The sequence below is a fragment of the Streptomyces sp. NPDC004629 genome, assembly GCF_042873595.1.
Classification (GTDB): Bacteria; Actinomycetota; Actinomycetes; order Streptomycetales; family Streptomycetaceae; genus Streptomyces.
The window spans coordinates 96,796-121,719 of sequence record NZ_JBIALO010000005.1; the positions used below are offsets into that span (position 1 = coordinate 96,796).

The 24,924-nt window shown below is 72.8% G+C and carries 21 protein-coding genes; 4 read left to right on the plus strand and 17 right to left on the minus strand.

Features of this window, described 5'->3' with window-relative positions:
• Positions 1-30 precede the first annotated feature (30 nt).
• A complete protein-coding gene (locus ACFYTE_RS09300; RefSeq protein ID WP_388707585.1) occupies positions 31-1,401 on the plus strand; it encodes a protein kinase in 1,371 nt (456 codons plus the stop codon).
• A gap of 164 nt (positions 1,402-1,565) precedes the next feature.
• Here ACFYTE_RS09300 and ACFYTE_RS09305 read toward each other — a convergent pair whose 3' ends face one another.
• The 9 genes from ACFYTE_RS09305 to ACFYTE_RS09345 form a co-directional block, all read right to left on the minus strand.
• A complete protein-coding gene (locus ACFYTE_RS09305) occupies positions 1,566-2,384 on the minus strand; it encodes a TrmH family RNA methyltransferase (RefSeq protein WP_388707048.1) in 819 nt (272 codons plus the stop codon).
• A 98-nt stretch (positions 2,385-2,482) separates the two neighbouring features.
• Entirely contained in the window at positions 2,483-3,727 is a 1,245-nt protein-coding gene (gene cobA / locus ACFYTE_RS09310; protein ID WP_388707051.1) for a uroporphyrinogen-III C-methyltransferase, read from the minus strand.
• 168 nt (positions 3,728-3,895) lie between these two features.
• The gene (gene cobT, locus ACFYTE_RS09315) at positions 3,896-7,765 is read right to left on the minus strand and encodes a nicotinate-nucleotide--dimethylbenzimidazole phosphoribosyltransferase (RefSeq protein WP_388707054.1); all 3,870 of its coding nucleotides are present in this window, start codon (positions 7,763-7,765) and stop codon (positions 3,896-3,898) included.
• A gap of 382 nt (positions 7,766-8,147) precedes the next feature.
• Positions 8,148-9,374, minus strand: coding sequence for a precorrin-6y C5,15-methyltransferase (decarboxylating) subunit CbiE (cbiE, locus tag ACFYTE_RS09320; protein WP_388707057.1), 1,227 nt, complete (start codon positions 9,372-9,374; stop codon positions 8,148-8,150).
• A 121-nt stretch (positions 9,375-9,495) separates the two neighbouring features.
• Entirely contained in the window at positions 9,496-10,134 is a 639-nt protein-coding gene (locus ACFYTE_RS09325; RefSeq protein ID WP_388707059.1) for a GNAT family N-acetyltransferase, read from the minus strand.
• Positions 10,135-10,387: 253 nt separating this feature from the next.
• Entirely contained in the window at positions 10,388-11,224 is an 837-nt protein-coding gene (locus ACFYTE_RS09330) for a MetQ/NlpA family ABC transporter substrate-binding protein (protein ID WP_388707062.1), read from the minus strand.
• A 74-nt stretch (positions 11,225-11,298) separates the two neighbouring features.
• Entirely contained in the window at positions 11,299-12,009 is a 711-nt protein-coding gene (locus ACFYTE_RS09335; RefSeq protein WP_388707588.1) for a methionine ABC transporter permease, read from the minus strand.
• 20 nt (positions 12,010-12,029) lie between these two features.
• Entirely contained in the window at positions 12,030-13,082 is a 1,053-nt protein-coding gene (locus tag ACFYTE_RS09340; RefSeq protein ID WP_388707065.1) for a methionine ABC transporter ATP-binding protein, read from the minus strand.
• 356 nt (positions 13,083-13,438) lie between these two features.
• Positions 13,439-14,089: an HAD family hydrolase gene (locus ACFYTE_RS09345; RefSeq protein WP_388707068.1), complete on the minus strand. Its 651-nt coding sequence runs from the start codon at positions 14,087-14,089 to the stop codon at positions 13,439-13,441.
• 65 nt (positions 14,090-14,154) lie between these two features.
• Here ACFYTE_RS09345 and ACFYTE_RS09350 point away from each other — a divergent pair, with 65 nt between their 5' ends.
• Together ACFYTE_RS09350 and ACFYTE_RS09355 are read left to right on the plus strand one after the other, a co-directional pair.
• Positions 14,155-14,514 (plus strand): hypothetical protein, encoded by a 360-nt coding sequence (locus ACFYTE_RS09350; protein WP_388707070.1) that lies wholly within the window; start codon positions 14,155-14,157, stop codon positions 14,512-14,514.
• Positions 14,495-14,941 (plus strand): hypothetical protein, encoded by a 447-nt coding sequence (locus tag ACFYTE_RS09355; RefSeq protein ID WP_388707072.1) that lies wholly within the window; start codon positions 14,495-14,497, stop codon positions 14,939-14,941. Before ACFYTE_RS09350 ends, ACFYTE_RS09355 begins: the two co-directional genes overlap by 20 nt.
• Here the strand turns inward: ACFYTE_RS09355 and ACFYTE_RS09360 are convergent.
• The 3 genes from ACFYTE_RS09360 to ACFYTE_RS09370 form a co-directional block, all read right to left on the minus strand.
• Complete coding sequence (locus ACFYTE_RS09360; protein ID WP_388707075.1) at positions 14,931-15,428, minus strand: GNAT family N-acetyltransferase; 498 nt, start codon at positions 15,426-15,428, stop codon at positions 14,931-14,933. The two genes, ACFYTE_RS09355 and ACFYTE_RS09360, sit on opposite strands and share 11 nt — an antisense overlap.
• A 57-nt stretch (positions 15,429-15,485) precedes the next feature.
• The gene (locus tag ACFYTE_RS09365) at positions 15,486-15,980 is read right to left on the minus strand and encodes a sigma-70 family RNA polymerase sigma factor (RefSeq protein WP_388707077.1); all 495 of its coding nucleotides are present in this window, start codon (positions 15,978-15,980) and stop codon (positions 15,486-15,488) included.
• A 74-nt stretch (positions 15,981-16,054) separates the two neighbouring features.
• The gene (locus ACFYTE_RS09370; RefSeq protein ID WP_388707079.1) at positions 16,055-17,230 is read right to left on the minus strand and encodes a glycerophosphodiester phosphodiesterase; all 1,176 of its coding nucleotides are present in this window, start codon (positions 17,228-17,230) and stop codon (positions 16,055-16,057) included.
• 349 nt (positions 17,231-17,579) lie between these two features.
• On the opposite strand from ACFYTE_RS09370, the gene ACFYTE_RS09375 reads away from it, so the two are divergent.
• The gene (locus ACFYTE_RS09375; protein WP_388707590.1) at positions 17,580-18,329 is read left to right on the plus strand and encodes a lysophospholipid acyltransferase family protein; all 750 of its coding nucleotides are present in this window, start codon (positions 17,580-17,582) and stop codon (positions 18,327-18,329) included.
• A 79-nt stretch (positions 18,330-18,408) separates the two neighbouring features.
• Here the strand turns inward: ACFYTE_RS09375 and ACFYTE_RS09380 are convergent, their stop codons facing one another.
• The 5 genes from ACFYTE_RS09380 to ACFYTE_RS09400 all read right to left on the minus strand — a co-directional run bounded on the left by ACFYTE_RS09380 (position 18,409) and on the right by ACFYTE_RS09400 (position 24,911).
• Positions 18,409-19,944: an MFS transporter gene (locus tag ACFYTE_RS09380; protein ID WP_388707081.1), complete on the minus strand. Its 1,536-nt coding sequence runs from the start codon at positions 19,942-19,944 to the stop codon at positions 18,409-18,411.
• Entirely contained in the window at positions 19,941-20,492 is a 552-nt protein-coding gene (locus ACFYTE_RS09385) for a TetR/AcrR family transcriptional regulator (protein ID WP_388707082.1), read from the minus strand. The genes ACFYTE_RS09380 and ACFYTE_RS09385 overlap by 4 nt, the downstream gene beginning before the upstream one ends.
• An 81-nt stretch (positions 20,493-20,573) precedes the next feature.
• Positions 20,574-21,545, minus strand: a complete 972-nt coding sequence (locus ACFYTE_RS09390; protein WP_388707085.1) for an aldo/keto reductase — start codon at positions 21,543-21,545, stop codon at positions 20,574-20,576.
• A 636-nt stretch (positions 21,546-22,181) separates the two neighbouring features.
• Positions 22,182-23,615 carry an argininosuccinate lyase gene (argH, locus tag ACFYTE_RS09395; protein ID WP_388707087.1) on the minus strand — a complete coding sequence of 478 codons (1,434 nt, stop codon included), beginning with the start codon at positions 23,613-23,615 and terminating at the stop codon, positions 22,182-22,184.
• Between the two features lie 102 nt (positions 23,616-23,717).
• Positions 23,718-24,911, minus strand: a complete 1,194-nt coding sequence (locus ACFYTE_RS09400) for an argininosuccinate synthase (RefSeq protein WP_388707089.1) — start codon at positions 24,909-24,911, stop codon at positions 23,718-23,720.
• Positions 24,912-24,924 lie beyond the last annotated feature (13 nt).

Sequence of the window (24,924 nt, forward strand, 5' to 3'; positions counted from 1 at the left end):
GTGCCACGTCACACGGACCGGGCAGCGGGGATGAACATGGCGATGATGCGCCTGAGGCGCGAGGACCCGCGTGTCGTCGGCTCGTTCAGGCTTCACAGACGGCTCGGCGCGGGGGGGATGGGCGTTGTCTACCTCGGGTCCGACAAGAAGGGACAGCGGGTCGCGCTCAAGGTGATCCGGCCGGATCTGGCGGAGGACCAGGAGTTCCGGTCGCGGTTCGCGCGCGAGGTCTCGGCGGCCCGGCGGATCCGGGGCGGCTGCACGGCGCGGCTCGTCGCGGCCGATCTGGACGCCGACCGGCCGTGGTTCGCCACCCAGTACGTGCCGGGCCCCTCGCTGCACGACAAGGTCGCCGAGGAGGGGCCGCTCGGGGCCGCCGAGGCGGCGGCCGTCGGAGCCGCCCTGTCCGAGGGCTTGGTCGCCGTGCACGAGGCCGGCGTGGTGCACCGGGACCTGAAGCCGTCCAACATCCTGCTGTCCCCGAAGGGGCCGCGGATCATCGACTTCGGCATCGCCTGGGCGACCGGCGCCTCCACGCTCACGCACGTCGGCACGGCGGTCGGCTCCCCGGGTTTCCTCGCGCCCGAGCAGGTGCGCGGGGCGGCCGTCACGCCGGCCACCGACGTGTTCTCGCTGGGGGCCACGCTGGCGTACGCGTCGACCGGTGACTCGCCGTTCGGGCACGGCAGTTCGGAAGTGATGCTGTACCGGGTGGTGCACGAGGAAGCGCAGTTGCACGGTGTGCCGGACGCGCTCGCCCCGCTCGTGCGGGCATGCCTCGCGAAGGACCCCGAGGAGCGGCCGAGCACGCTCCAACTGTCGTTGCGGCTCAAGGAGATCGCGGCCCGCGAGGCACAGGGTCTGACCGACGTACGGCCGTCCTCGCCGCGTGTCGCCGAGGCGGACCGGCCCACCGGCCGGCTCACCGAGACCTACCCGCAGCCGCAGCGCACCCAGCGCCGCCCGCAGTCCTGGCAGGGCGGTACCCCGATGCCGCGGGGCGGGGCTCCCTCGCGGGGCGGCACACCGTCGCGCGGGGGCGGTGCCGCACGCGGGAACGGGGGCGCCGCGCGGCCCGGCGGTGCACGCCCGACCCCGGCGTCGCGCGGCACGACCCGTTCCGGCAGCGGGAGCAGGCCCGCGCCGCGCAGCGGGACCGGGCGCACGGGGCCGCGCCCCACGGGCACCGGCAGACGGCCCGCCAATCCGCGGCTGCTGCGGCAGCGGCTGTTCGTGTTCGTCGTGGTGACCCTGCTGGTCGCGCTCGGCATCGCGCTGGCCCAGGGCTGTCAGGGGCCCGCGCACGGCCTGGGTGGCGGCGCGAGCGGGAGCGTTGTCGGCGCGCGGGAGCGACCTGTGCCACCGGAGGTCGGGGCCCGGAGCGCCGTCGCTCCGGAATAGCCCGGCGACCGGCGCGCCATGTCCTCGGGGCTCCCCGGACACCGTGACCGGCAGCCTTCGGGGCACGTCGTCGCACACCTGTCGTCGTACCCACGCCACAGCCCGTCGTTCACCCGCGGACCGGGGCCCTGTGCCGTCGTCGGGCGAGCCGGGGCGACGGGGCCCTAGCCGCGGGGGCGGCCGGTGGCGACCGCGTAGAAGGCGACCGCCGCCGCCGCGCCCACGTTCAGCGAGTCGACGCCGTGCGACATGGGGATGCGGACCCATGCGTCGGCGGCGACCAGGGCCTGGGTGGACAGTCCGTCGCCCTCGGCGCCGAGCATCAGGGCCACCCGCTCCATCCGGTGCGGGGCGGCCTCGTCGAGGGACTCGGCCTTCTCGTCGGGGGTGAGCGCGAGGAGCGTGAAGCCCGCCTCGCGGACCGACTCCAGGCCCTTGGGCCAGGTGTCGAGGCGGGCGTACGGCACGGAGAACACCGCGCCCATGGAGACCTTGACGCTGCGGCGGTAGAGCGGGTCGGCGCAGTCCGGGGAGAGCAGGACGGCGTCCATGCCGAGGGCGGCGGCCGAGCGGAAGATCGCGCCGATGTTGGTGTGGTCGTTGACGGACTCCATGACCACCACCCGGCGCGCGGAGCGCAGGAGTTCGGCCGCCGTGGGCAGGGGCTTGCGCTGCATGGAGGCGAGGGCGCCGCGGTGCACGTGGTAGCCGGTGACCTGCTCGGCGAGTTCGGGGCTGACGGCGTAGACCGGGGCGGGCAGTTCGTCGATCACGTCGCGCATGACGTCGATCCACTTGGCCGAGAGCAGCATCGAGCGCATCTCGTAGCCCGCTTCCTTGGCCCGTCTGATGACCTTCTCGCCCTCGGCGATGAACAGTCCCTCGGCCGGTTCGCGCTTGCGGCGCAGTTCGACGTCGGTCAGGCCCGTGTAGTCGCTCAGGCGGGGGTCGTCGGGGTCCTCGACGGTGATGAGATCGGCCACAGAGTGATACTGCCTTGTCCTGGGTGCGGTGCCAACGGCTCGGGAAGGGTTCTGTTACCCGCGGTTACTCGGAAGGTGCGGTCACCGGGCGGCCGGGCTCACCCGGCGGGCTCGGAGGCGGGGCGCGGGCCGACGGCGACGACCTCGCCGATGACGATGACCGCCGGCGGCTTCACATCCTCGGCACGGACGGTCTCGGCGACGGTGGCGAGCGTCGCGTCGACCCGGCGCTGGGCGGCCGTCGTGCCCTCCTGGACCAGGGCGACCGGGGTGTCCGCGGACCTGCCGTGGGCGATGAGCGTCTCGGCGATCTGCCCGATCTTGTCGACGCCCATGAGGACCACGAGCGTGCCGGTGAGCCGCGCCAGCGCCGGCCAGTCGACCAGGGAGCGTTTGTCGTCCGGGGCGACATGGCCGCTGACCACGGTGAACTCATGGGCGACGCCCCGGTGGGTGACCGGGATGCCGGCCGCGCCGGGTACCGAGATCGAACTGGAGATGCCCGGGACGACCGTGCAGGGGATGCCGGCCTCGGCGAGCGCCTGGACCTCCTCCATGCCGCGGCCGAAGACGAACGGGTCGCCGCCCTTGAGGCGGACCACCGACCTGCCCTGCCGGGCGTGCTGGATCAGGGCGTCGTTGATGGCCTCCTGGGCCATGGCGCGCCCGTAGGGGATCTTCGCCGCGTCGATCACCTCGACGTGCGGCGGGAGTTCGGCGAGCAGATCGCGCGGGCCGAGACGGTCGGCGATGACCACGTCGGCCTCGGCGAGCAGCCGGCGCCCGCGCACGGTGATCAGGTCGGGGTCACCGGGTCCGCCGCCGACCAGGGCGACGCCCGGGACGCGGGTGCGGTGGTGCGGGGCGACCAGCGTTCCGTCGCGCAGGCCCTCGACGACCGCGTCGCGGATGGCGGCGGTGTGCCGGGGGTCGCGCCCGCGAGCGTCGGTGGTGAGGACCGCGACCGTGACGCCCGCGCTGTGGCCGGTGGCCGGGGTCCAGGCGGTGGCGGCGTCCGCGTCGTCGGAGCGGACGCACCAGACGCGGTGCCGCTCCGCCTCGGCGGAGGCGGCGGTGTTGGCCACCGGGTCGCTGGTGGCGATGAGGGCGTACCAGGCGTCCGCGAGGTCACCCTCCTCGTACCGGCGCCGCACCCAGGTGATCACCCCGGCGTCCGCCATGGCCTCGACGGAAGGGGTCGCCTCGGGAGACACGAGGAGGACGTCCGCGCCCGCCGCGACGAGCGCCGGCAGTCGGCGCTGGGCGACCTGGCCGCCGCCGAGGGCGACCACGCGACGGCCGACGAGGCGGAGTCCTACGGGATAGGCGGGGTGTTCGGCCATGAGGGGCGGCTCCTCGTGCGGGCGGTGCGGTGGGCGCGCTACGGCTCCGGAGCGACCCTGACGTGCGGATTTTAGGACGCGGGCGGGGCAGGCCGCGCGGGTGGTCCGGCAGCTGAAACCCGGACCACCGCGATCGGCGTGCTCGCCTCTCGGTTGTCCCCGCCGCGCCTACTTCTCGGTGACTCCGGCCGAATCGAACGTCGCCACCTCGTGCATCGCCCGTGCCGTGCTCTGGACCAGCGGCAGGGCGAGCAGCGCCCCCGTGCCCTCGCCGAGCCGCAGATCGAGGTCGACCAGGGGCCGCAGGCCCAGCTTGTTCAGGGCGGCCACGTGGCCGGGCTCGGCGCTGCGGTGGCCCGCGATGCACGCCGCGAGCACCTCCGGGGCGATGGCGCGGGCCACCAGGGCGGCGGCGCCCGCGCTGACCCCGTCCAGGATCACCGGCGTACGCAGCGAGGCGCCGCCGAGGAGCAGGCCGACCATGGCGGCGTGCTCCAGGCCGCCGACCGCGGCGAGGACGCCGATCGGGTCGGCCGCATCCGGCTGGTGCAGTTCCAGGGCGCGCCGGACGACCTCGGTCTTGCGGGCCAGGGTCTCGTCGTTGATGCCGGTGCCGCGGCCGGTCACCTCGGCGGGGTCGGCGCCGGTGTAAACGGCGATCAGGGCGGCGGACGCCGTGGTGTTGGCGATTCCCATCTCGCCGGTGAGCAGCGCCTTGTTGCCTGCCGCAACCAGGTCGCGGGCGGTCTCGATGCCGACCTCGATGGCCTGCTTGACCTCCTCGCGGCTCATCGCCGGGCCGGTGGTCATGTCGGACGTGCCGGCCCGTACCTTGCGGGGCAGCAGACCGGGGGTGGCCGGCAGGTCGGTGGCGACGCCCACGTCGATCACGCAGACCTCGGCGCCCACCTGGCCCGCGAACGCGTTGCAGACCGCTCCCCCGCCGAGGAAGTTGGCCACCATCTGGGCGGTGACCTCCTGCGGCCACGGGGTGACGCCCTGGGCGTGCACGCCGTGGTCACCGGCGAAGACCGCGACGGCGGCGGGCTCCGGGATCGGCGGGGGGCACTGCCGGGACAGTCCGGACAGCTGCGCCGAGATGATCTCCAGCATGCCGAGCGCGCCCGCGGGCTTGGTCATGCGCTTCTGCCGTTCCCATGCCTCGCCGAGCGCCTTGGCGTCCAGCGGGCGGATGCCGGCGACGGTCTCGGCGAGCAGGTCGTGCGGGTCCTCACCGGGCAGCGCGCGGCGGCCGTAGGTCTCCTCGTGCACGACCCAGGACAGCGGGCGGCGCTTGGACCAGCCGGACTGTGCCAGCTCGGGCTCGTCCGGGAACTCGTCGACGTATCCGACGCACAGGTAGGCGACGACCTCCAGGTGCTCGGGCAGGCCGAGGGCGCGGACCATCTCGCGCTCGTCGAAGAAGCTGACCCAGCCGACGCCGAGCCCCTCGGCCCGTGCGGCGAGCCACAGGTTCTCCACGGCGAGCGCGGAGGAGTACGGCGCCATCTGCGGCTGGGTGTGCCGGCCGAGGGTGTGCCGGCCGCCGCGGGTCGGGTCGGCGGTGACGACGATGTTCACCGGGGTGTCGAGGATGGCCTCGATCTTCAGTTCCTTGAACTGCTTCGCCCGGCCCTTGGGCAGCGACTTGGCGTAGGCGTCGCGTTGGCGCATGGCCAGTTCGTGCATGGTGCGGCGGGTCTCGGGGGACCTGATGACGACGAAGTCCCAGGGCTGCGAGTGGCCGACGGAGGGCGCGGTGTGGGCGGCCTCCAGGACCCGCAGCAGCACCTCGTGCGGGATGGGGTCGCTGCGGAAGCCGTTGCGGATGTCGCGCCGCTCGCGCATGACCTTGAGTACGGCCTCGCGTTCGGCGTCCTCGTAGCCGGGCGCGGCCGGGCCGGCGGGCCGCCGCGCCTCCTCGCCCGTGCCGTCCTCCTGGTCGGCGGCCCTGGTCTGCAGGTCCTCCGCCTGTTGTACGACGTCGGGGGCGTCCTGCGCGGGTTCGGCCTCGCGGGGTCCGGGGACCGTGGCGACGGGCTGCTGCGGGGCCGCCGGAGCGGGCTGTGGCTCACCCTGGTCCTGCGCGGGCAGGACCAGGGGCTGTGGCGGGGTGGGGGCGAGGTGCGGGGTCGTGGGCACCGTGCCGTCGACCGGCACGAAGTGTCCGAGGGACCGGTCGCCGTCCGGTACGGCCGCGACGGTGCCGGGCAGGGGCGTCTGCTCGCCGGGAGCGTCGCCCGCGGGCGTGACGGCGCTGGGAGCGTCGTCGCCGGGCGTGCCTTCGGCGGGGGCATCGCCGTCGGACGCGTCGATGCCGGGATCCCCAGGGCCGGAAGCGCCGTTGCCGGGGGTTTCGGCCGGCGCCTGCGCCGTGGGTTCCTCCGGCCGGACGGCCTCGGCGGGCGCGGACACCGGTTCGGTGCCGGGCGCGGCCTGGGCGTCGGGTACGGCCTGGGCGCCGGGTCCGTTCTGCGGCGGCTCGGCGGTCTCGGGGTGGTGCGGGGCGAACTGCGGTCCGCCGGCCTCGTGCGCCGGGGCCGCGGGAAGGGACCCGTCGTCGGCCACCGGACCCTCCGGTGCGGGGTGTGCCCCCCCGGCCGGTGCGGTGGGGTCCGCCTCCGCGTGTTGCGGGGCGACGGGTGCCGGGATGCCGGCCGCAGGCGTCGCGGTACCGGCTGCGGGCGTCGCGGTACCGGCCGCAGGCGTCGGAGTGCCGGCCGCAGGCGTCGCGGTACCGGCCGCAGGCGTCGCGGTGCCGTCGCCGGTGGGTGCCGCCGGTACCGGACCCGCCGCGGACGGCGTGGGCTCGGCCGGCGGCACGGGGACGGCTCCTTGGTGCCCGGCGGCGGGAGCCGTCTGCTGGAGCCCGTCGGGTTCGGGGAGGTGTGCGACCGGCTGGGCCGGGTCGGCGTGCGGGGCGCCCTCGGGCGCGAACCCGGTCTGCGGGGCGAGCGGTGCCTCGGGGGACGGGGCCTGCCCGCCGTCCTCGGGCCAGGGCTGCGCTCCCTGGGCGGCCGGGTCCTGCGGGGGCGGGGCGGCTTGGGCGGCCTCCGTGTCCGGCGTCCCCTCGGCGAGCGGCGCGTCCGGCGCCGTGAGGGCGGTCTGCGCACCGAGCGTGCCATCCGCTCCGGTGGCGGCCGCGGCGGTCGGCGCCGGGCCGTCCTCCGGTGCGTAGCCGCCCTCGGGGCCGCCCGGCGCCGCCGTGCCGTGGGGGGCTTCGACGGCCGCCGCGCCGGCTACCGCGTACACCCCGTCGTGGGCGTGCCCGGGGTACGCGTCCGCCGCTCCGTGCGGGTCCTGCCCGGTCACCGGCTCCCCCGCCGTCGCCGCAGCCGCCGCCTGGGCCGTCATGCCGGTGCCGCCCGCCACGACCGCGCCAGGGGCGAGCCGGGGCACGACGCTCTGCGCGGCGCCGGCGAGGCCGGGTCCGGGCGAGCCGACCGGAGCAACCGCTTCCGCGGTCGCGGGCAGGCCGACCGCCTGGGGCACCGGCATCTGCGGCGCGCCCCACGGCGCCGCGCTCTGCGGGGCCAGGTCGCGCAGCGGCTGGACATCGAGGTACTCGGGGCCGGCCGTCGGCGGCCCCGAGTGCCGCACCGGGGCGCCCGCGGGGCCGCGGTCGGCCAGGGAGCGGACCGGGCTGGCGGAGGCGTCCGGGATCGGCGGGCCGAGGTGCAGCGGCCGGCGCGGGGCCGCGGGCGCGGCCTGGTCGTGCGGGGCCGACAGGATGGGGGACGCGGCGGACACGGGGGCGGGGTCGGGCGGCCGGACGCCGCTGAGGTCGACGGAGCCGCTGTCCCGGCCGTCCGTCTCGTGCGGGCCGGGTTCGTGGACGGCCTCGACGACGGGCTCCGGGGCGGGCGGGGGCACTTCGTTGCCCCAGGCGCCCTGGGCTCCCGGCAGCAGGAGGTCCTCGTCCTCGGCGGGGGCGTCGGAGAGGTAGTGGTACGCGCCGTGCGCGGGGGCGCCCGGCTGCTCCACCATGCCTGCGCTCTCCGGCAGCCCCTCGCCCGGGACCTGGCCGGTGTCCGTCATGCGTACCCCTCGCCCATCGGTTAGTGCTCCTACGACCAGCTCGCCCGGAACGGCGCACCGACCGCCCGCAGTGAAGAACGAGCGTGCGTGCCCAGCGGCACGAACGACCGCCCGGAAAAGGCGACAAAGCCATTCGGTGGCATTGTCCCGGCCGTTCCGCCGTCGCGACAGCGTGATCCGCGACAGCCCGCTGTGGACTGCGCCACGTTGCGCGTCCTCCGGTTCTGCCGTACCACACCCGCCCCAAAAGGGGCGTGTTTTCCGGACATTGACGAACGAATTTCCGGGCCGCCCGGTGCGGTACAACGATCGGCCAGCCTACCGCGCGCAGTACGACAACAGGATCACGGGGCGCGATCCGGCAGGGGTCGCGGGCCGCCTCTCAGCGAAGCGTTTCGCGCGCCGGAAGCTCCCCGGTGAGCAGGAACACGACGCTCCGTTCCGTCTCCGTCCAGGCCCTGGTGTCGAGTTCGACGGACTGCAGGAGGGCGCACTCGACCCGGTATCCGTGTTCGGTCAGGTCGCGGCCGACGAGTTCGGCGGCGTCCCGGGTCGCGGCGTGCGTGACGATGCGCTGCGGCCGGCGGTCGGCGACCGCCGAGACCACGGCCGCTCCGCCGCCGCCGATCCGTACGACGTCCGGTTCGGGAAGGTTCTCCAGGATGTGCGGGGCCATGCCGTGCACGATCTGGAGCTGGACCCCGAAGGTGCGGGCGGCGTTCTCGGTGCGGGCGCACGCCCCGGGGTCCCGGTCGACGGCGATGACGGCGGCGCCGGCGCGCGCGGCCTCGGTGGCGAACGCCCCGCTGCCGCAGCCGATGTCCCACACCAGGTCGCCGACGCGCGGCCCCAGGCGGGCCAGTTGGGCGGCCCGGAGCAGATCTGTCTCGCCCTCGCCGAGTCCGCCGCCGTACGCCTCGTCGGGCTGGACCCAGCCGCGCGGGCCCTGGCCCGGGTCGCGGCCGACGATCCAGCCGCCGCCGTCCGCGGCGCCGGCCGGCCCGGCCGGGCCGCCGATGACGATCACGAGGTTGGGGTCGCGCCAGGCGTGGTCGGCGGCCTTGTCGGAGGTGACGACGGTGACCCGCTCGCGCTCGGTGCCCAGTTCCTCGCAGATGACGAAGGTGCGGTGCACTCCGTCGAGCAGCAGGCCGAGTTCGGCGGGGCCCGCGCCGGGTGAGGTCAGCACGGCGACCTTGGTGTGGGCACGGCATACGTTCACCGCGCGTCGCAGGGTGCGCCGGTGTGCGACGACCACCTGGGCGTCGTCCCAGGGCATGCCGGCGCGGGCGAAGGCCGCGGCCACCGCGGAGACGGCGGGGACGACCTCCACCTCAAGGCCGAACTCGGGGGCACGCAGGGTCCGTACGACCCCGAAGAAGCCGGGGTCGCCGTCGGCGAGCACGACCGCGCTGCCGCGGTGCGCGGCGATGCGCCGGGCGGCCAGGGCGACGCTGCCGAGACGGATGCGTTCGGCGGTGGGCGGCACCTCGGGCAGGGCCAGGTGGTGGGCGGCGCCCGCGACGAGGGTGGCGGCGCCCAGCGCGGAGCGAGCCGCCGCGGTCAGCGGCGAGCCGTCCCAGCCGATCACCGTGACCCGGTCGGCCATCGTCGTCAGTCTCCAGAGTTTTCGCAGGTCGTCAGGGAGCGGGCGCCCGTACGCGGGCTCCGTGAGAGTACCCGGTGGCGCCGTCGGACGCGCGAGGGGGCGGGGCCGTGGTCCCGTACGGTCAGTTCCAGTCGGAGTACGAGGTGAAACCGCCGGTGTCGGCCAGCTGCTCGCCCGTGCCCTCCAGGTCCTCCGGGAGAAGGCTCCACACGATGAAGTCGGTGCGCAGGTCGGCCCAGCCGCCGTCCTCGGCGCGGACCCGGGCTATGCAGGCGTTGCGCAGCACGCCCTCGCTGATGCAGCCGATCTTCTGGGCGACCTGCTGGGAGGCGGTGTTGCCGGCCGCGGTGCGCAACTCGATGCGCTCGAACTCCTGGTCGTGGAAGAGCCATTGGGCGGTGGCCAGCGCGGCCTCGGCGGCATAGCCCTCGCCGCGCGCCCAGGGGGCGATGATGTACGACAGTTCGGTGGACCGGATGCGCCAGTCGGTCTTGGTCAGCTGGACGAGGCCGACCAGGCGCTGGGTGAGGAACTCGGTGACCGCGAGGCCGAGGCCGCGGCCGGCGGCCCGCTCGGTGGGCGCGTACCCGGTGATCCAGGTGCGGGCGGCGTCCTCGGTGAACGGCTGCGGAACGTGCGTCCAGGCCACGACCTGCTCGTCGTTCATCATCTCGGCAAGGGCGGGCACGTCGTCCTCGTCGAGGGGCCGCAGCACCAACCGCTCCGTGCTGATGGAGATGTTGGGGAAGGTGCCAGTCATGCGCCGCTCCGTAACCTTGGGACGAGCCCTCAGGGCCTGCTGAACTGCCCAGCATGCAGCATGGGAGCCACGCGTCGCACCACGGGGTCCGCACCCGGTACGGGTGCGGACCCCGTGCGGGGCGAAACGCCGTGTGCGCGTCCTCAGCCGGAGCCGGCGGGCAGCACCGAGCCCTCCTGGAGCGCGGTGTTCGGCAGGACGTGGCCCGTGAACTCGGCGGACGTGCGCATCGGTGCGTCTTTCCCGGCCCGGCTCAGAAGGACGGGATGACGGAGCCCTGGTACTTGTCCTCGATGAACTTCTTGACCTCCGGCGAGGTGAGGAGCTTGGCGAGCTTCTGCACCCGCGGGTCCTTCTCGTTGCCCTCCTTGACGGCGAGGAAGTTGCCGTACGGGCTGTTCTTCGCGGACTCCAGGACGAGGGCGTCCTCGGCGGGCTTCAGGCCCGCGGAGATGGCGTAGTTGCCGTTGATGACCGCGGCGTCCACGTCGTCGAGGGAGCGCGGGGTCTGGGCCGCCTCGACCTCCTTGAACTTGAGGTTCTTGGGGTTGTCGGCGATGTCCTGCGGGGTGGCCTCGCTGCCGGTGCCGTCCTTGAGGGTGATGAGCTTGTTGGCGGCGAGCAGCTTCAGGGCGCGGGCCTCGTTGACGGCGTCGTTCGGGACGGCGACGGTCGCACCGCTCTTGAGGGCGTCGACGCTCTTGAGCTTGTGGGAGTAGAGGCCGAGCGGTTCCAGGTGCACCGTGACGACGGGCACGATGTGGGTGCCGCGCTTCTTGTTGAAGTCGTCGAGGTAGGGCTGGTTCTGGAAGTAGTTGGCGTCCACCGAGCCGTCCTCGGTCGCGGTGTTCGGGACGATGTAGTCCTGGAACTCCTTGACCTCCAGGTCGAGTCCGGCCTTCTTCGCCAGGTTGTCCTTGACGAAGGTGAGGATCTCGGCGTGCGGGGTCGGGCTCGCGGCGACGATCAGCGGTTTGCCGCTGTCGGCGGAGGACGTGGAGTCGTCCTTGTCGGAGCCGCAGGCGGTGAGCCCGAGGGTGAGGGCTGCGGCGGCGAGGACGGCGGCGGTGAGCTTGGCGGTGTTACGCACGAAAAGTGCCTTTCCTTAAGGGTGGAGCGATCCCGCGGTCGGTGGTGCGGGAGTTCTGGGGATGCGGCGTGCGCTCAGGCGGTCTTGCCGGTGGCCGTGGACGCCTTGAGCAGCCGCAGCCTGGGGGCGGGCCCGGACTGGCCGGCGCGGCGGTGCAGGGCGCGGGCCGCGTAGTCGCCGGCGAACTGGATGACCGAGATGACGACGGCGAGGACGCCGACCGTGATCCACATCAGCTGGGTCTCGAAGCGCTGGTAGCCGTAGCGGATGGCGATGTCGCCGAGGCCGCCCGCGCCGACCGTGCCGGCCATGGCGGAGTAGCCGATGAGGGCGACGATCGTGGTGGTGGTGCTGGAGATGAGCGAGGGCAGGGACTCGGGCACGAGGACCTTGCGCACGATGGTCCAGGTGTTGCCGCCCATCGACTGCACGGCCTCGACCAGTCCGCCGTCCACTTCGCGCACGGCCGTCTCGACGAGCCGGGCGAAGAACGGGATCGCGCCGATGGCCAGCGGCACGATGGCCGCCTCGCGGCCGATGGTCGTGCCGGTGATCCAGCGGGTGAAGCCCATCAGCGCGACCATCAGGATGATGAACGGCATGGAGCGTGCGATGTTCACGATCTGCCCGATCACCTTGTTGGCGACGACGTTCTGCAGCAGTCCGCCGCGGTCGGTGAGGACGAGCAGCACGCCGAGCGGGAGCCCGCCGACGACGGCGATGAGCGTGGACCAGCCGACCATGTAGAGCGTGTCCCAACACGCCTGCGAGAGCAGGGGTTCCATCGCAGACCAATCAGTCCAGGTCACTTGGCACCATCCTTCACGAGCGCGGGCTCTTCGGCGGGACCGGCGGGCCGGCCGACGACGTCGATCTGCAGGCCCTGCTCGCGCAGGAAGCCGATCGGTACGACGTTGTCCTCGTAGCGGCCGGGCAGTTCGATGCGCATGCGGCCGATCTGGAGGCCGCCGACCGTGTCGATGGCGGCGCCGAGGATCGATATGTCGATGTTGTAGGTGCGCGACAGCTGGGAGACGACGGGCTGGGTGGCGGCCTCGCCGTGGAAGGTGACGTCGAGCACGGTGCGGTCGCTGCCGGATGCCTCGCCGCCCACCGGGAAGAGCGCGGCGGCCAGTTCGGAGCCCGGGGTCGCGAGGATCTCGCTGACCGTGCCGGACTCGACGATGCGGCCCCGGTCCATGAGGGCGGCCGAGTCGCAGATCGACTTGACGACGTCCATCTCGTGGGTGATGAGCAGGACCGTGAGGCCGAGCTGCCGGTTCAGGTCGCGCAGCAGGTGCAGGATCGAGCGCGTGGTCTCCGGGTCGAGGGCGCTGGTGGCCTCGTCGGACAGCAGCACCTTGGGGTCGCCGGCCAGCGCGCGGGCGATGCCGACGCGCTGTTTCTGGCCGCCGGAGAGCTGGGCGGGATAGGCCCCGGCCTGGTCGGCGAGGCCGACCAGGCCGAGGAGTTCGAGCGCCCTGCGGGAACGTTCTTTCCCGGACTTGCCGAGGATCTCCAACGGCAGCTCGACGTTGTCCTTGACCGTGCGCGAGGACAGCAGGTTGAAGTGCTGGAAGACCATGCCGATCCGGCTGCGCGCCCGGCGCAGTTCCTTGCCTGCGCGGGAGCCGCGCCCGGCCAGGGCGGTGAGGTCCTGTCCGGCGACGGTGACCGTCCCGGACGTCGGACGCTCCAGCAGGTTGACGCAGCGGATGAGCGAGGACTTGCCGGCGCCGGACTGGCCGATGACGCCGTACACCTCGCCCTCGCGGACGTGGAGATCGACGCCGTCGAGGGCGGTGACCTCGCGGCCGCGGGTGCGGTAGACCTTGGTCAGGCCCGATGTGGTGATCACGTGGGTTTCCGTCACTGTCGGGGGGCGGGCGCGGGTGTGCCCGGAAGGTGCGTTCGGGCGGGGCGCGGCACGGTTCTCGCGGTGGCGTGTGGACCGGGAGGAACGGGGCGCGAGGCCGGCGTCGGTCGCGTGGCGGCGCACGGACATGCCGCGACGTCTCGCTTCGGGGCGCGGGACTCAGGCGGTGCGGGGGCCCTCTAGCAGGCGCACATTCGACCCGTACAACGAGCACCGGGCGTCATGGTCGCCTCGGTCGCAAGGGCGCGGCTGCTCGTCGTGGTCATACGGTCAGTAAACCAGACGTACGGTGCTGACAGACCGTCGCTGTCCGCATGCTGGACGGCGGCGGACAGGGTTCAGCCGCGGACGGAGATCTCCACTCCCCCGTCGGTGACCAGCGCGGACAGGGCGGAGAGGTCCTTGACCACCAGGTCGGCGACCAGTTCATGCGCGGGATGGGTTGTGGCCAACGCCACGGTGGCCATGCCGGCGGCGCGGCCCGCCCGCAGCCCCGCGGGCGCGTCCTCGAAGACGACGCAGCGGGCCGGGTCGACGCCCAGGCGCCGGGCGGCGAGCAGATAGGGCTCGGGGTCGGGCTTGCCGCGCGAGACGTCGTCGGCGGTGATGAGCGCCTTGGGCCGGATGCCGACGGCGTCCAGCCGGGCCTCGGCGAGCCGCTGGGTGGCGGAGGTCACCACCGCCCACCGGTCCGCCGGCAGCGAGTCGAGGAATTCGCGGGTCCCGGGCAGCAGTCGTACGCCTCCCCCGGAGACGTCCTCCACCTCCAGCAGCTCGATGCGGGCGACGGCCCCGGGCACCGCCTCGGCGGGCAGCAGATCGGCGACGATCTCCGCGGCGGTCCGCCCGTGCAGTTCCACCCGCCCGAACTCCGCCTCCGTCAGCCCGTACTCCCGCGCCCACCGCGTCCAGCAGCGCCGGACGGATTCGAGCGAGGAGACCAGGGTGCCGTCGTTGTCGAACAGAAGGGCTTGTGCACGGATCGTCATGGCCTCGACCCTACGGCGCCGGGCCCGGACGCGGCCGGGCACCCTGGGCGTAATAGGGTCACCGCATGCTCAATCCCCTGACGCTGGTGACCGGGGTCGCCGCGCTGCTGCTCGCCGCCTGGTGCAGCTGGGCGGCCCGGCGTGACCAGCCCACCAAGGACTGGCACTTCATCGGGATGGCCGTGGTGTCGCTGCTGGCCGTCGTGCAATTGGCGGTCGGTATCGTGCAGCTGGCCCGGGGCGAGGACCCGGAACAGGGGAAGACGATCTTCGTGGCCTATCTGCTGGGCGCGTTCGCGTGCATTCCGGCGGCGGGCTTCATGTCGCTGGCCGAGCGCACCCGGTGGGGCTCGGTGACGGTCGCCGCGGGCGGCGTCGTGCTGGCCGTCCTGGAGGTGCGGCTCTATGACATCTGGGGAGGGTGAGGTGACCACCACGGAGGGCAGGCCGCCGCGGACCCGGCTGATCGGCGGTCCCGGGATGCTGCTCGTCTGGTTCTACGGCGTGATGGTCGTCGGGGCCGTGTCGCGGTCCATCTACCAGATCGCGACCGAGTTCGACCGGGCGCCGCTCGCCTACGCGTTGTCGGCGGTCGCCGGCGTCGTCTACGGCTTCATCACATACTCGCTGGTGCGCGGCGGCGAGCGGGCCCGCAGGGCGGCGCTGGTGTGCTGCGCCGCCGAACTCGCGGGTGTCCTGGTCGTCGGGACCTGGACACTGGTCGAACCGTCCGCCTTCCCGGACGCGACGGTCTGGTCCGATTACGGCATGGGGTACGTCTTCATCCCCGTGCTGCTGCCCCTGACGGCGCTGTACTGGCTGCGCCGGGCGCGGACCGGCGTCACGCCGTAGCCGCGTACGCCCCGGCCGCCTTCTCCAGGACGATCATCGGGACGCCGTCCTCGCCCTTGGAGGTGCCCACCGTCTGGTAGCCGACCCGCCGGTACAGCCGCAGGTTGCCCTCGCTGCGGTGGCCGGTGCGCAGCCGGAAGGTGGTGGCGCCGCGCTCCTCGGCGAGCGCGGCCTCGGCGGCGCGCAGCAGCCGGGCGCCGATGCCGTGCCCCTGCATCCGCGGGTGGACGCAGAGTTTGCCGATGGAGGCCGCGCCGTCCTCGGTGACCGTGCCGCGGACGGAGCCGACCACCTCGTCGCCGAGCCGGGCGACGAAGACGCAGTCGGCCGCGACCTCCGCGCGGACCGAGTCGAGGCTCTGGACGAGCGGATCGATGCGGTAGTTGCCGTACAGCGCCGCCTCGCTCTGGAAGCACAGGTACTGAAGCCTGAAGATCTGCTCCGCATCCCGCTCGGTCGCCGCCGAGATGGTCACGCTCATGCCCATGTGCGCATGCCTCCCGCTCACCTGATCGCCTGTGGTTCCTCACTCCTATCCCCGCACTCAGCCGGCCGCAACCTCCGCCGCCAGCAATCGCTGTAGACATCCCAGACATTTGGAACGTTCCGGCCCGAGACTGCCCTGTGAGATACCCAACTCCCCCGCGATTTCCCGATAGGTGAGGTCCCTCGGCGACAACAGCGCCTCCAGCAGCCGCGGACAGCGGCCCGGCAGTCTGCGCACCGCGTCGCGCAGCGCCCGGTGCCGAGCCGCGGCCAGCGCGGCCTGTTCGGGCCCGCGGCCCCCGTCGTCGATGGGCTCGGTCTCGTACGGCCGCTCGGCACAGGCCCGGCGCCGGCTGCGCCGCGCCTCGGCGCGCACCGCCCGGCGCAGCCAGCCCTGCGGGTCGGCCGGCGGGCCCGCGGTGGCCAGGTGCTCCAGGAGGCGCAGCCAGACCGCCTGCTCCAGATCGGCCGGTTCGGCTCCCGCGGCATGCGCCTCGGCGCCCGCCTCGGCGGTGAGCAGCGGGCGCAGGGCGGCAACAAGGTCGTGCGTCATATGCGCAACGACGTGGCCGCCCCGGCGCGGGTTGCCGGGGCGGCCAGGTGTCAACCCGAACGAGCGTCGGACACTCAACCGTTGACGAAGTCCTCACGGGCGAGCAGACCGGTGTCCGTGTTGTCCGTGAACACGCCGTCGATGCCGGTCGCGAAGTACGCCTGGAACGCGCCGAAGGCGTCTCCGTAGGCGTCCGCGTCGGCGCCCTTGCGGAACTCCTTCGGCAGGAAGGGGTTCTCGTTGCGCATGGTGTAGGGGTGCAGGATCAGGCCGACCTTGTGCGCGTCCGCGACGAGCGTGGTCGGCGCGTCCAGGCTGCCGTCGGCCTTCTTCGTGATGACGAGGTCGAGGGTGGGCCCGATGCCCTGCGCGTAACCGGCGATCTCCCGCAGGCCCTTGGGCGTGATGAGGTCGGCGACGGTGCGCGGGTCGCCCGCCTCGACGAAGTCCCAGGGGCGGGTGCCCGCCGAGGAGAGCAGGACGACCAGCGGGTTGTCGACCAGCCTGTTCAGCCGCTGGATGCTGCCCGGCTCGAAGGACTGCAGGATGACCGGCGAGTTCCGCTTGTCCTTGCCGTACTTGCGCAGCAGCTTGGCGACCCGCTCCTCCAGGCCCAGGCCGAGCTTGCGGAAGTACGTGGGGTGCTTGGTCTCCGGGTAGATCCAGACCTGCTTGCCGCGCTTGCAGGTCTGCTCGTCCTGCCACTTCAGGACCTCTTCGAACGTGGGGATCTCCCAGCGTCCGTTGTAGAGGTTGTTGTGCGGGCGGTTGACCGGGATCCGCTCGACGGCGCGCAGGGTCTTCAGCTCGGCGAGCGTGAAGTCCTCGGTGAACCAGCCGGTGGTGGAGACGCCGTCGAGGATCTTGGTGGTCCTGCGGGACGCGAACTCGGGGTGGTCCGCGACATCGGTGGTGCCGCCGATCTCCGGCTCGTGCCGGCACACCAGGTGGCCGTCCTTGGTCGGCACCAGGTCACCGGCCTCGACGATGTCGGCGCCCATATCGAGAGCCAGCTGGTAGGAGCCGAAGGTGTGCTCGGGGCGGTAGCCGCTGGCACCCCGGTGGCCGATGATCGTCGGCACGGGCAGGCTCTTCAGGCCGCCGCCGCCCTGCCCCTTCGACCGGGACTCCATGGCCCGTGCGGCGCCGGGCAGTCCGAGGACCGCTCCGCCCGCGCCGAGCACCGCGGCGCCGAGGAGCGCCCGCCGTCCGGTTCCCTGCGTCTGCTCGTTCGACTCGTGCCTGTCCATGAAGGCCTTCCTGCCATCCGGCCGCCGTGCCCGACGCCCCCTCCGGGCGCCCCGGCCGGTGTCCTCTGCTGTCTTCTTCCGTCTTCGTCGATGCGGGCCGATCGTAGGGGCGTGGACATGACGGACGGGATACTCGGGACCCAACACGCGGGTGATGTCAGATGTCGCGCGAGAAGCTCGGGGTGACGGCGCGTCCGGGGCGGCGCGCGCGGGACGGGCGGGCGTCCGGCGGGTGGCCGGGCGATGTCCGTCACACCGTCGCGCGCGCGTCACACGGCGGCCCCGACACGCCGTCGCAGGTGAACCCGTGTCAATACTGAGTAAGACATCGGTGAACCGGACGCACCCGATGTGCGGATCCCCCCGAGCCGCGAGTATCGTCCTCACCTGCACAGACTCATACCGCCCCTCGACATCGGAGGACCCATTGTCCCGCTTCGCGCTCATCAAGGCAGTGCTCGGACCGATCATGCGCCTGATGTTCCGCCCACGGGTGGAGGGCGCGGAGCACATCCCGGGAGACGGTCCGGTCATCATGGCGGGCAACCACCTCACGTTCATCGACTCGATCGTGCTGCCGCTGGTGTCCAAGCGGCAGGTGTTCTTCATCGGCAAGGACGAGTACGTCACCGGCACGGGCTTCAAGGGCCGCCTGATGGCCTGGTTCTTCACCGGCGTCGGCATGATCCCGGTGGACCGGGACGGGGCGAGCGGGGGCGTGGCCGCGCTGATGACCGGGCGGCGGATCCTGGAGGAGGGGAAGGTCTTCGGCATCTACCCCGAGGGCACGCGGTCGCCCGACGGACGGCTCTACCGCGGCCGCACCGGCATCGCCCGCCTCACGCTGATGACGGGCGCGCCGGTGGTGCCGTTCGCCATGATCGGCACGGACAAGTTGCAGCCCGGTGGGCGGGGCATTCCGCGGCCGGGGCGGGTGACCGTGCGCTTCGGTGAGCCGATGGAGTTCTCCCGGTACGAGGGGATGGACCGGGACCGCTATGTGCTGCGGGCGGTGACGGATTCCGTGATGGCCGAGGTCATGCGGTTGTCGGGGCAGGAGTATGTGGACATGTACGCCACCAAGGCGAAGGTCGCCTGACGGGTTGGCGGTTGTGTCGGTGCGGGTGGGTTGGAGCGGTGCGGGCGGGTTGTGGCTGGGTGCGCGGTTCCTCGCGCCCCTAAGGCGTTGGCTCTGAGGAGGTTTCCAGGGTCTGGTGCTTCAGGAGGAACCAGGCTGTTGCTGCTGTGGTGAGGAGGACTGCTGCTCCTGTGGCGGAGGCCAGGTGGAGGCCGTGGACGAAGGATTCGCGGGCCGCGTGCAGCAGGGCGTCCGCGGTGGGGGCCGGCAGGGCCGCCGCCGACTCCACCGCGCTGCCCAGTGACTCATGGGCCGCGGCCGGGGTGCCCGCCGGGCCCGTGAAACCGCGGTAGGCGCCCGTCACGATCGAGCCCAGCAGGGCGATGCCCAGGGCGGCGCCCAGTTCGTACGCCGTTTCGGAGACCGCGGAGGCGGAGCCCGCCCGCTCCTTGGGCACGCTGGAGAGGATCACGTCGGCGGTCACCGTGAAGGAGAAGCCCGCGCCCACGCCGACGACCAGCAGCGCGGCGCCGAGCAGCGGATACCCCGTCGTGCGGCTCAGCGTCGTCAGCGCGGCGAGCGCCAGGCCCACCGCGGCGAGGCCGCCGGAGACCACCACCCGCACCGAGAAGCGGCGGGCCGCGCGGCCCGCGACCAGACCGGCCGCCACCGCGCCGACCGCGGCGGGCAGTTCGGCCAGCCCCGCCTCGAAGGGACGCATGCCCTGGACGAGTTGCAGGTACTGGGAGAGGAAGAAGACCAGGCCGGACATGCCGAGCACGGTCAGCAGGTCGGCGAGGACCGCGCCACTGAACCCGCGCCGCCGAAACAGCCGCATGTCCAGCAGCGGGACCGGCAGGGTGAACTGGCGGCGTACGAAGCCGTACAGCGCCGCCGCGCCCAGCAGCCCGATGCCGAGGGCGGCCGGGGCGAAGCCGTGCGAGGCGGCCTCCTTGATCGCGTAGACGACACCGATCATGCCGACCAGCGACAGGGCGACGCTGACCATGTCCCACGGGCCGGGGTGCGGGTTGCGGGACTCGGGCAGGGTCCGGGCGCCGACGAGCACGAGCACCGCCATCACCGGCAGGTTGATCAGGAAGACCGAACCCCACCAGAAGTGCTCCAGCAGGAAACCGCCGACTATCGGACCGACGGCCGTACCGGCGGAGGCCGTCGCGCCCCAGATGCCGACGGCGAGGCTGCGCTCGCGCGGGTCGTTGAAGAGGTTGCGGATCAGGGCCAGCGTGGCGGGCATCAGGGTCGCGCCCGCGACCCCGAGCAGCGCCCGCGCCAGGATCATCAGCTCGGGGGTGGTGGCGTAGGCGTTGAGCACGGAGATCGCGCCGAACGCCGTGGCGCCGCCGAGCAGGATCCGCTTGCGGCCGATGCGGTCGCCGAGGCTGCCCATGGAGACGAGCAGACCGGCGATGACGAACGAGTACACGTCGCCGATCCACAGCAGCTGGTTGCCTGAGGGCCTGAGGTCCTCGCTGATGAAGGGGGTCGCGAGGCCGAGGACGGTCGCGTCCACGGCCACCAGCAGCACGGCCAGCACGAGGACGGCGAGCGCGAGCCAGCGTCCGGGGCGCTGCTCCGTCTCCGTCGCCGGGGCCGACCGCAGGGTGCCGCTCATGATTCCTCTCTCCGTACGGCGCCGCCGAGCAGCAGCTCGACGATCATGTGGGTGAAGTCCTTGGGTGCGACGCGGCCTTCCGCGACCGCCCAGGCTGCGGAGGCCAGCAGGCCGAACAGCGCCTCGGTGAGCCAGGCAGGGGTCAGGTCGATACGGAACTCGCCCGCCGCCTGGCCTCTGCGGAACAGGGCCGCGATGCGCTCGTCGATCCTGGCCCAGCCCTCGTTCTGCTCGTCGCCCTCGAACAGCTGGTTCTCGGTGTAGAGGAAGGCCAGCAGGCCGGCCGCGGGTTCGATCTCCCGCACCAGCCGCCGTACCGCCTCGCTCGCCGGGCCCTCGTCCGTACGGGCCGCGCCGAGCGCGGCCAGGCACTCCTCGATGCCGAGCGTCTCCAGCGCCCGCACGAGCGCGTCGCGCCCGGCGAAGTGGCGGTGCAGGGTGGCCCGGCTGATCCCGGCGGCCTTGGCGACCTCGTCCATGGTCGCGGTGGCTTTGCGGGTCAGCAGGGCGGCTGCGCTGCGCAGCACGTGGTCACGGTCCAGAGCCATGAGACGACCATAGACCATATGAGACATAGTTGTCTCATCATAGGCATGGGGGTATCAGTGCGCGGCGCTCGGCGGGGTGGCTCAGTGCCAGGGGAGCTGCCCGCGCCGCTCCCAGTATGCGGCCGGCTCCTCGGCGAGTGTCGCGAGCCGGGCCAGTTGCTCCTCGTCCAGGTCGACGGCCGCGGCGTGCAGATTGGAGGCGAGTTGCCCGGTGGTCGCGGCGCCGGACAGGACGACACCCGCCCACGGCCGGCCCAGGATCACCGCGAGGGCGACCGCGTCGCACCCGAGGGATGTCTCCTCGGCCACGGCCCGCAGCGCCTCCGGTGCCTGCGCGGCGGACAGCCGCCCGTTGGCCATGCCCTCCTTCACGATCACCGTGAGCCCGGCGTCGTGCGCCTCGGCGAGCGCCGGCTCGGCCGAGGTCTCCAGGAGGTTGTACGTCGACTGGACGGTGCGGAAGAGGGGTTCGCCGTCGACCGTGACGGCGAGGGCGGCGCGGATCGCTTCCGCCTGGGCCGGGCCGCTGGTGGAGAAGCCGATGGTCAGGCCCCCGGCGGCGGCCTGAGCGAGTTTCGCGTGCAGTTCCTTGTCGGCGAGGGCCGGGCTGTCCGGGGTCACCGAGTGGATCTGATAGAGGTCGAGCCGGTCGCCGAGCAGCCCGTCGGTCTCGGCGCGCTGACGCTCGTACGTGCGCAGGCTGTGGTCCTTGACCTCGTGCTGCTCCGCCTCGGTGGACCAGTCGGCGGTGTAGGTGTAGCCCCACTTGCTGCCGACCACCACGTCGGCGGCGTCCGGGCGGGCGCGCAGCCAGTCGGCGAGGAACTCCTCGGAGCGGCCGTAGGAGCGGGCCGCGTCGACGTAGCGCACGCCCTGGGCATAGGCGGCGTCGAGGAGTGCGTGGGTGCGGGTGCGCAGCGTTTCGACGCTGCGGTCGTCTCCCAGGTCGTGTTCTCGGCCCAGGTTGATGTAGCCGGGGCGGCCGACGGCGGCGAGACCTAGTCCGATGTGGCAGGTAGGGGTGGTGGCGGTCGCGAGACGGGCGAAGGGCATCGCGGGCTCCGTTCAGTCGGCAGACTCCGACCAACGTTAACCGTGACGCCCCTGTTCGATCGCCGTAGGGCTCGGGGCGGGTGCCTCTCGGCTCTCGCAGTCGCCGTACAGCTCGGGGCGGGTGCCTCTCGGCTCTCGCAGTCGCCGTACAGCTCGGGGCGGGTGCCTCGCGGCTCTCACAGCCGCCGTACAGCTCGGGGGTTTGCGGTGCGGCGGCGAGTGCGGGTGCCTCCCGGCTCTCACAGTCGCGGTACAGCTCGGGGCTTGCGGTGCGGTGGCGAGTGCGGGGCGTTCGTGGCTGTTCGCGCAGTTCCCCGCGCCCCTGACGATCGCCCCAGCGCCCACGGGGTGCGGTGCGGTGGCGGGTGCGGGTAGATCGTGGTTGCTCGCGCCGTTCCCCGCGCCCCTGACGACCGCCCCAGCGCCCACGGGCCGCGGTGCGGTGGCGAGTGCGGGTAGATCGTGGTTGCTCGCGCCGTTCCCCGCGCCCCTTTCGGGGCGACTTCGCCTCCGTTCATTCACACTGCGGCACATCTGCGACCGCCCCAGCGCGCGCGGGCTGCGGTGCGGTGGTGGGTGCGGGGCGTTCGTGGTTGTTCGTGTTGTTCTCCGCGGCGCTTTTGGGGGTCCGTGTGGTCAGTGGGGGGTTTTTGCTGTTGACCATTCGTGTTGTGCTCGGACGTTCGCCTTGACTTCCGTCAGTTGGGTTGCGACCGCGGTGGGGGCCGTGCCGCCTCGGCCGTTGCGGGAGGCCAGGGCGCCGGGGACGTTGAGGACCGTGCGGACCTCGGGGGTGAGGTGGGCGGAGATCTTCGCGAACTGCTCGTCCGTCAGCTCGTCCAATTCCTTGCCCTCGGCCTCGGCGGCCTTCACGCACTCGCCGGCCACCTCGTGCGCGTCCCGGAAGGGCACGCCCTGCTTCACCAGCCACTCGGCGATGTCCGTGGCGAGCGAGAAACCGGCCGGGGCCAGCTCCTCCATGCGCTCGCGGTGGACCGTGAGCGTGGCCATCATGCCGGTGAAGGCGGGCAGGAGGACTTCGAGCTGGTCGCAGGAGTCGAAGACCGGCTCCTTGTCCTCCTGGAGGTCGCGGTTGTACGCCAGCGGGAGCGCCTTGAGGGTGGCGAGGAGCCCGGTCAGGTTGCCGATCAGCCGGCCGGACTTGCCCCGGGCCAGCTCGGCGATGTCCGGGTTCTTCTTCTGCGGCATGATCGACGAGCCCGTGGAGAACGCGTCGTGCAGCGTCACGAAGGAGAATTCCTTCGTGTTCCAGATGATGATCTCCTCCGCGATCCGGGAGAGGTCCACCCCGATCATCGCGGTGATGAAGGCGAACTCGGCCACGAAGTCACGCGATGCCGTGCCGTCGATGGAGTTGCCGGCGCTGCCGTGCTCGAAGCCCAGGTCCTTCGCCACCGCCTGCGGGTCCAGGCCGAGCGAGGAGCCCGCCAGGGCCCCCGAGCCGTACGGCGACACGGCCGTCCGCTCGTCCCACTGGCGCAGCCGCTCGGCGTCCCGGGACAGCGCCTGGACGTGGGCGAGGACGTGGTGGGCGAAGAGCACCGGCTGGGCGTGCTGGAGGTGGGTGCGGCCGGGCATCGCCACGTCCGGGTGGGCCTCGGCGAGGCCGATCAGCGCGTCCTGGAGGTCGGCGATCAGGCCGCCGATGATCCGGGCGTGGTCGCGCAGGTACATCCTGAAGAGCGTGGCGACCTGGTCGTTGCGCGAGCGGCCCGCGCGGAGCTTGCCGCCGAGGTCCGGGCCCAGCCGCTCCAACAGGCCGCGCTCCAGGGCGGTGTGGACGTCCTCGTCGGCGACGGTGCCGACGAAGGAGCCGTCCGCCACGTCCGCCTCCAGCCGGTCGAGACCGGCGATCATCCGGGTCAGTTCGTCGTCGGTGAGGAGCCCCGCCTTGTGCAGCACGCGCGCGTGGGCGCGCGAACCGGCGATGTCGTAAGGGGCGAGCCGCCAGTCGAAGTGGACGGACGCGGACAGCTTCGCCAGGGCCTCGGCGGGACCGTCCGCGAACCGGCCGCCCCAGAGCCGTACGTCACCGCTGTTGCTGCTCACTTGCGTTGCTCCTAGGAGAGTTACGGATGTGCCGCCGCCTCCCCGCTCGGAGGCGAGCGGGGAGGCGGTTGTCAGGCTAGTGCGGGTGCCGCCGTCGGGCGGTCAGGCCAGGTCGCGCTTGGCGGCGATCTTCGACGACAGGCTGTAGATGTCGATGAAGCCCTTGGCGGCGGCCTGGTCGAACGTGTCGCCCGTGTCGTAGGTGGCGAGGTTGAAGTCGTACAGCGACTGGTCGGAGCGCCGGCCGGTGACCACCGCGCGACCGCCGTGCAGGGTCATCCGGATGTCGCCGGAGACGCTGCGGCTGGCCTCGTCGACAAAGCCGTCCAGGGCGCGCTTGAGCGGGGAGAACCACTGGCCGTCGTAGACCAGTTCGCCCCAGCGCTGCTCGACCTGCCGCTTGTAGCGGGCCAGTTCGCGCTCGACGGTGACGTTCTCCAGTTCCTGGTGGGCGGTGATCAGGGCGATCGCGCCCGGAGCCTCGTACACCTCGCGGGACTTGATGCCCACGAGCCGGTCCTCGACCATGTCGATCCGGCCGATGCCCTGGGCGCCGGCGCGCTCGTTGAGCTGCTGGATGGCCTGCAGGACGGTGACGGGCTTGCCGTCGATGGCGACCGGGACGCCCTCCTTGAAGGTGACGATCACCTCGTCGGCCTCGCGGGGCTCGGCCGGGTTGGAGGTGTACTCGTAGATGTCCTCGATCGGGGCGTTCCAGATGTCCTCCAGGAAGCCCGTCTCGACGGCGCGTCCGAAGACGTTCTGGTCGATGGAGTACGGGGACTTCTTGGTGGTGGCGATCGGAAGCTGCTTCTGCTCGCAGAAGGCGATCGCCTTGTCCCGGGTCATCGCGTAGTCACGGACCGGGGCGATGCACTTGAGGTCGGGGGCGAGGGCGACGATGCCGGCCTCGAAGCGGACCTGGTCGTTGCCCTTGCCGGTGCAGCCGTGGGCGACGGTGGTGGCGCCGTGCTTCTTGGCGGCGGCTACCAGGTGCTTGACGATCGTCGGGCGGGAGAGGGCGGAGACGAGCGGGTAGCGGTCCATGTACAGGGCGTTGGCCTTGATCGCCGGGAGGCAGTACTCCTCGGCGAACTCGTCCTTGGCGTCCGCGACCTCGGCCTCGACGGCGCCGCACGCGAGGGCGCGCTTGCGGATGACGTCCAGGTCCTCGCCGCCCTGGCCGACGTCGACCGCAACGGCGATGACCTCGGCGCCCGTCTCCTCGGCGATCCAGCCGATGGCGACAGAGGTGTCCAGACCGCCTGAGTAGGCGAGTACGACGCGCTCGGTCACGGGTTTCTCCTCA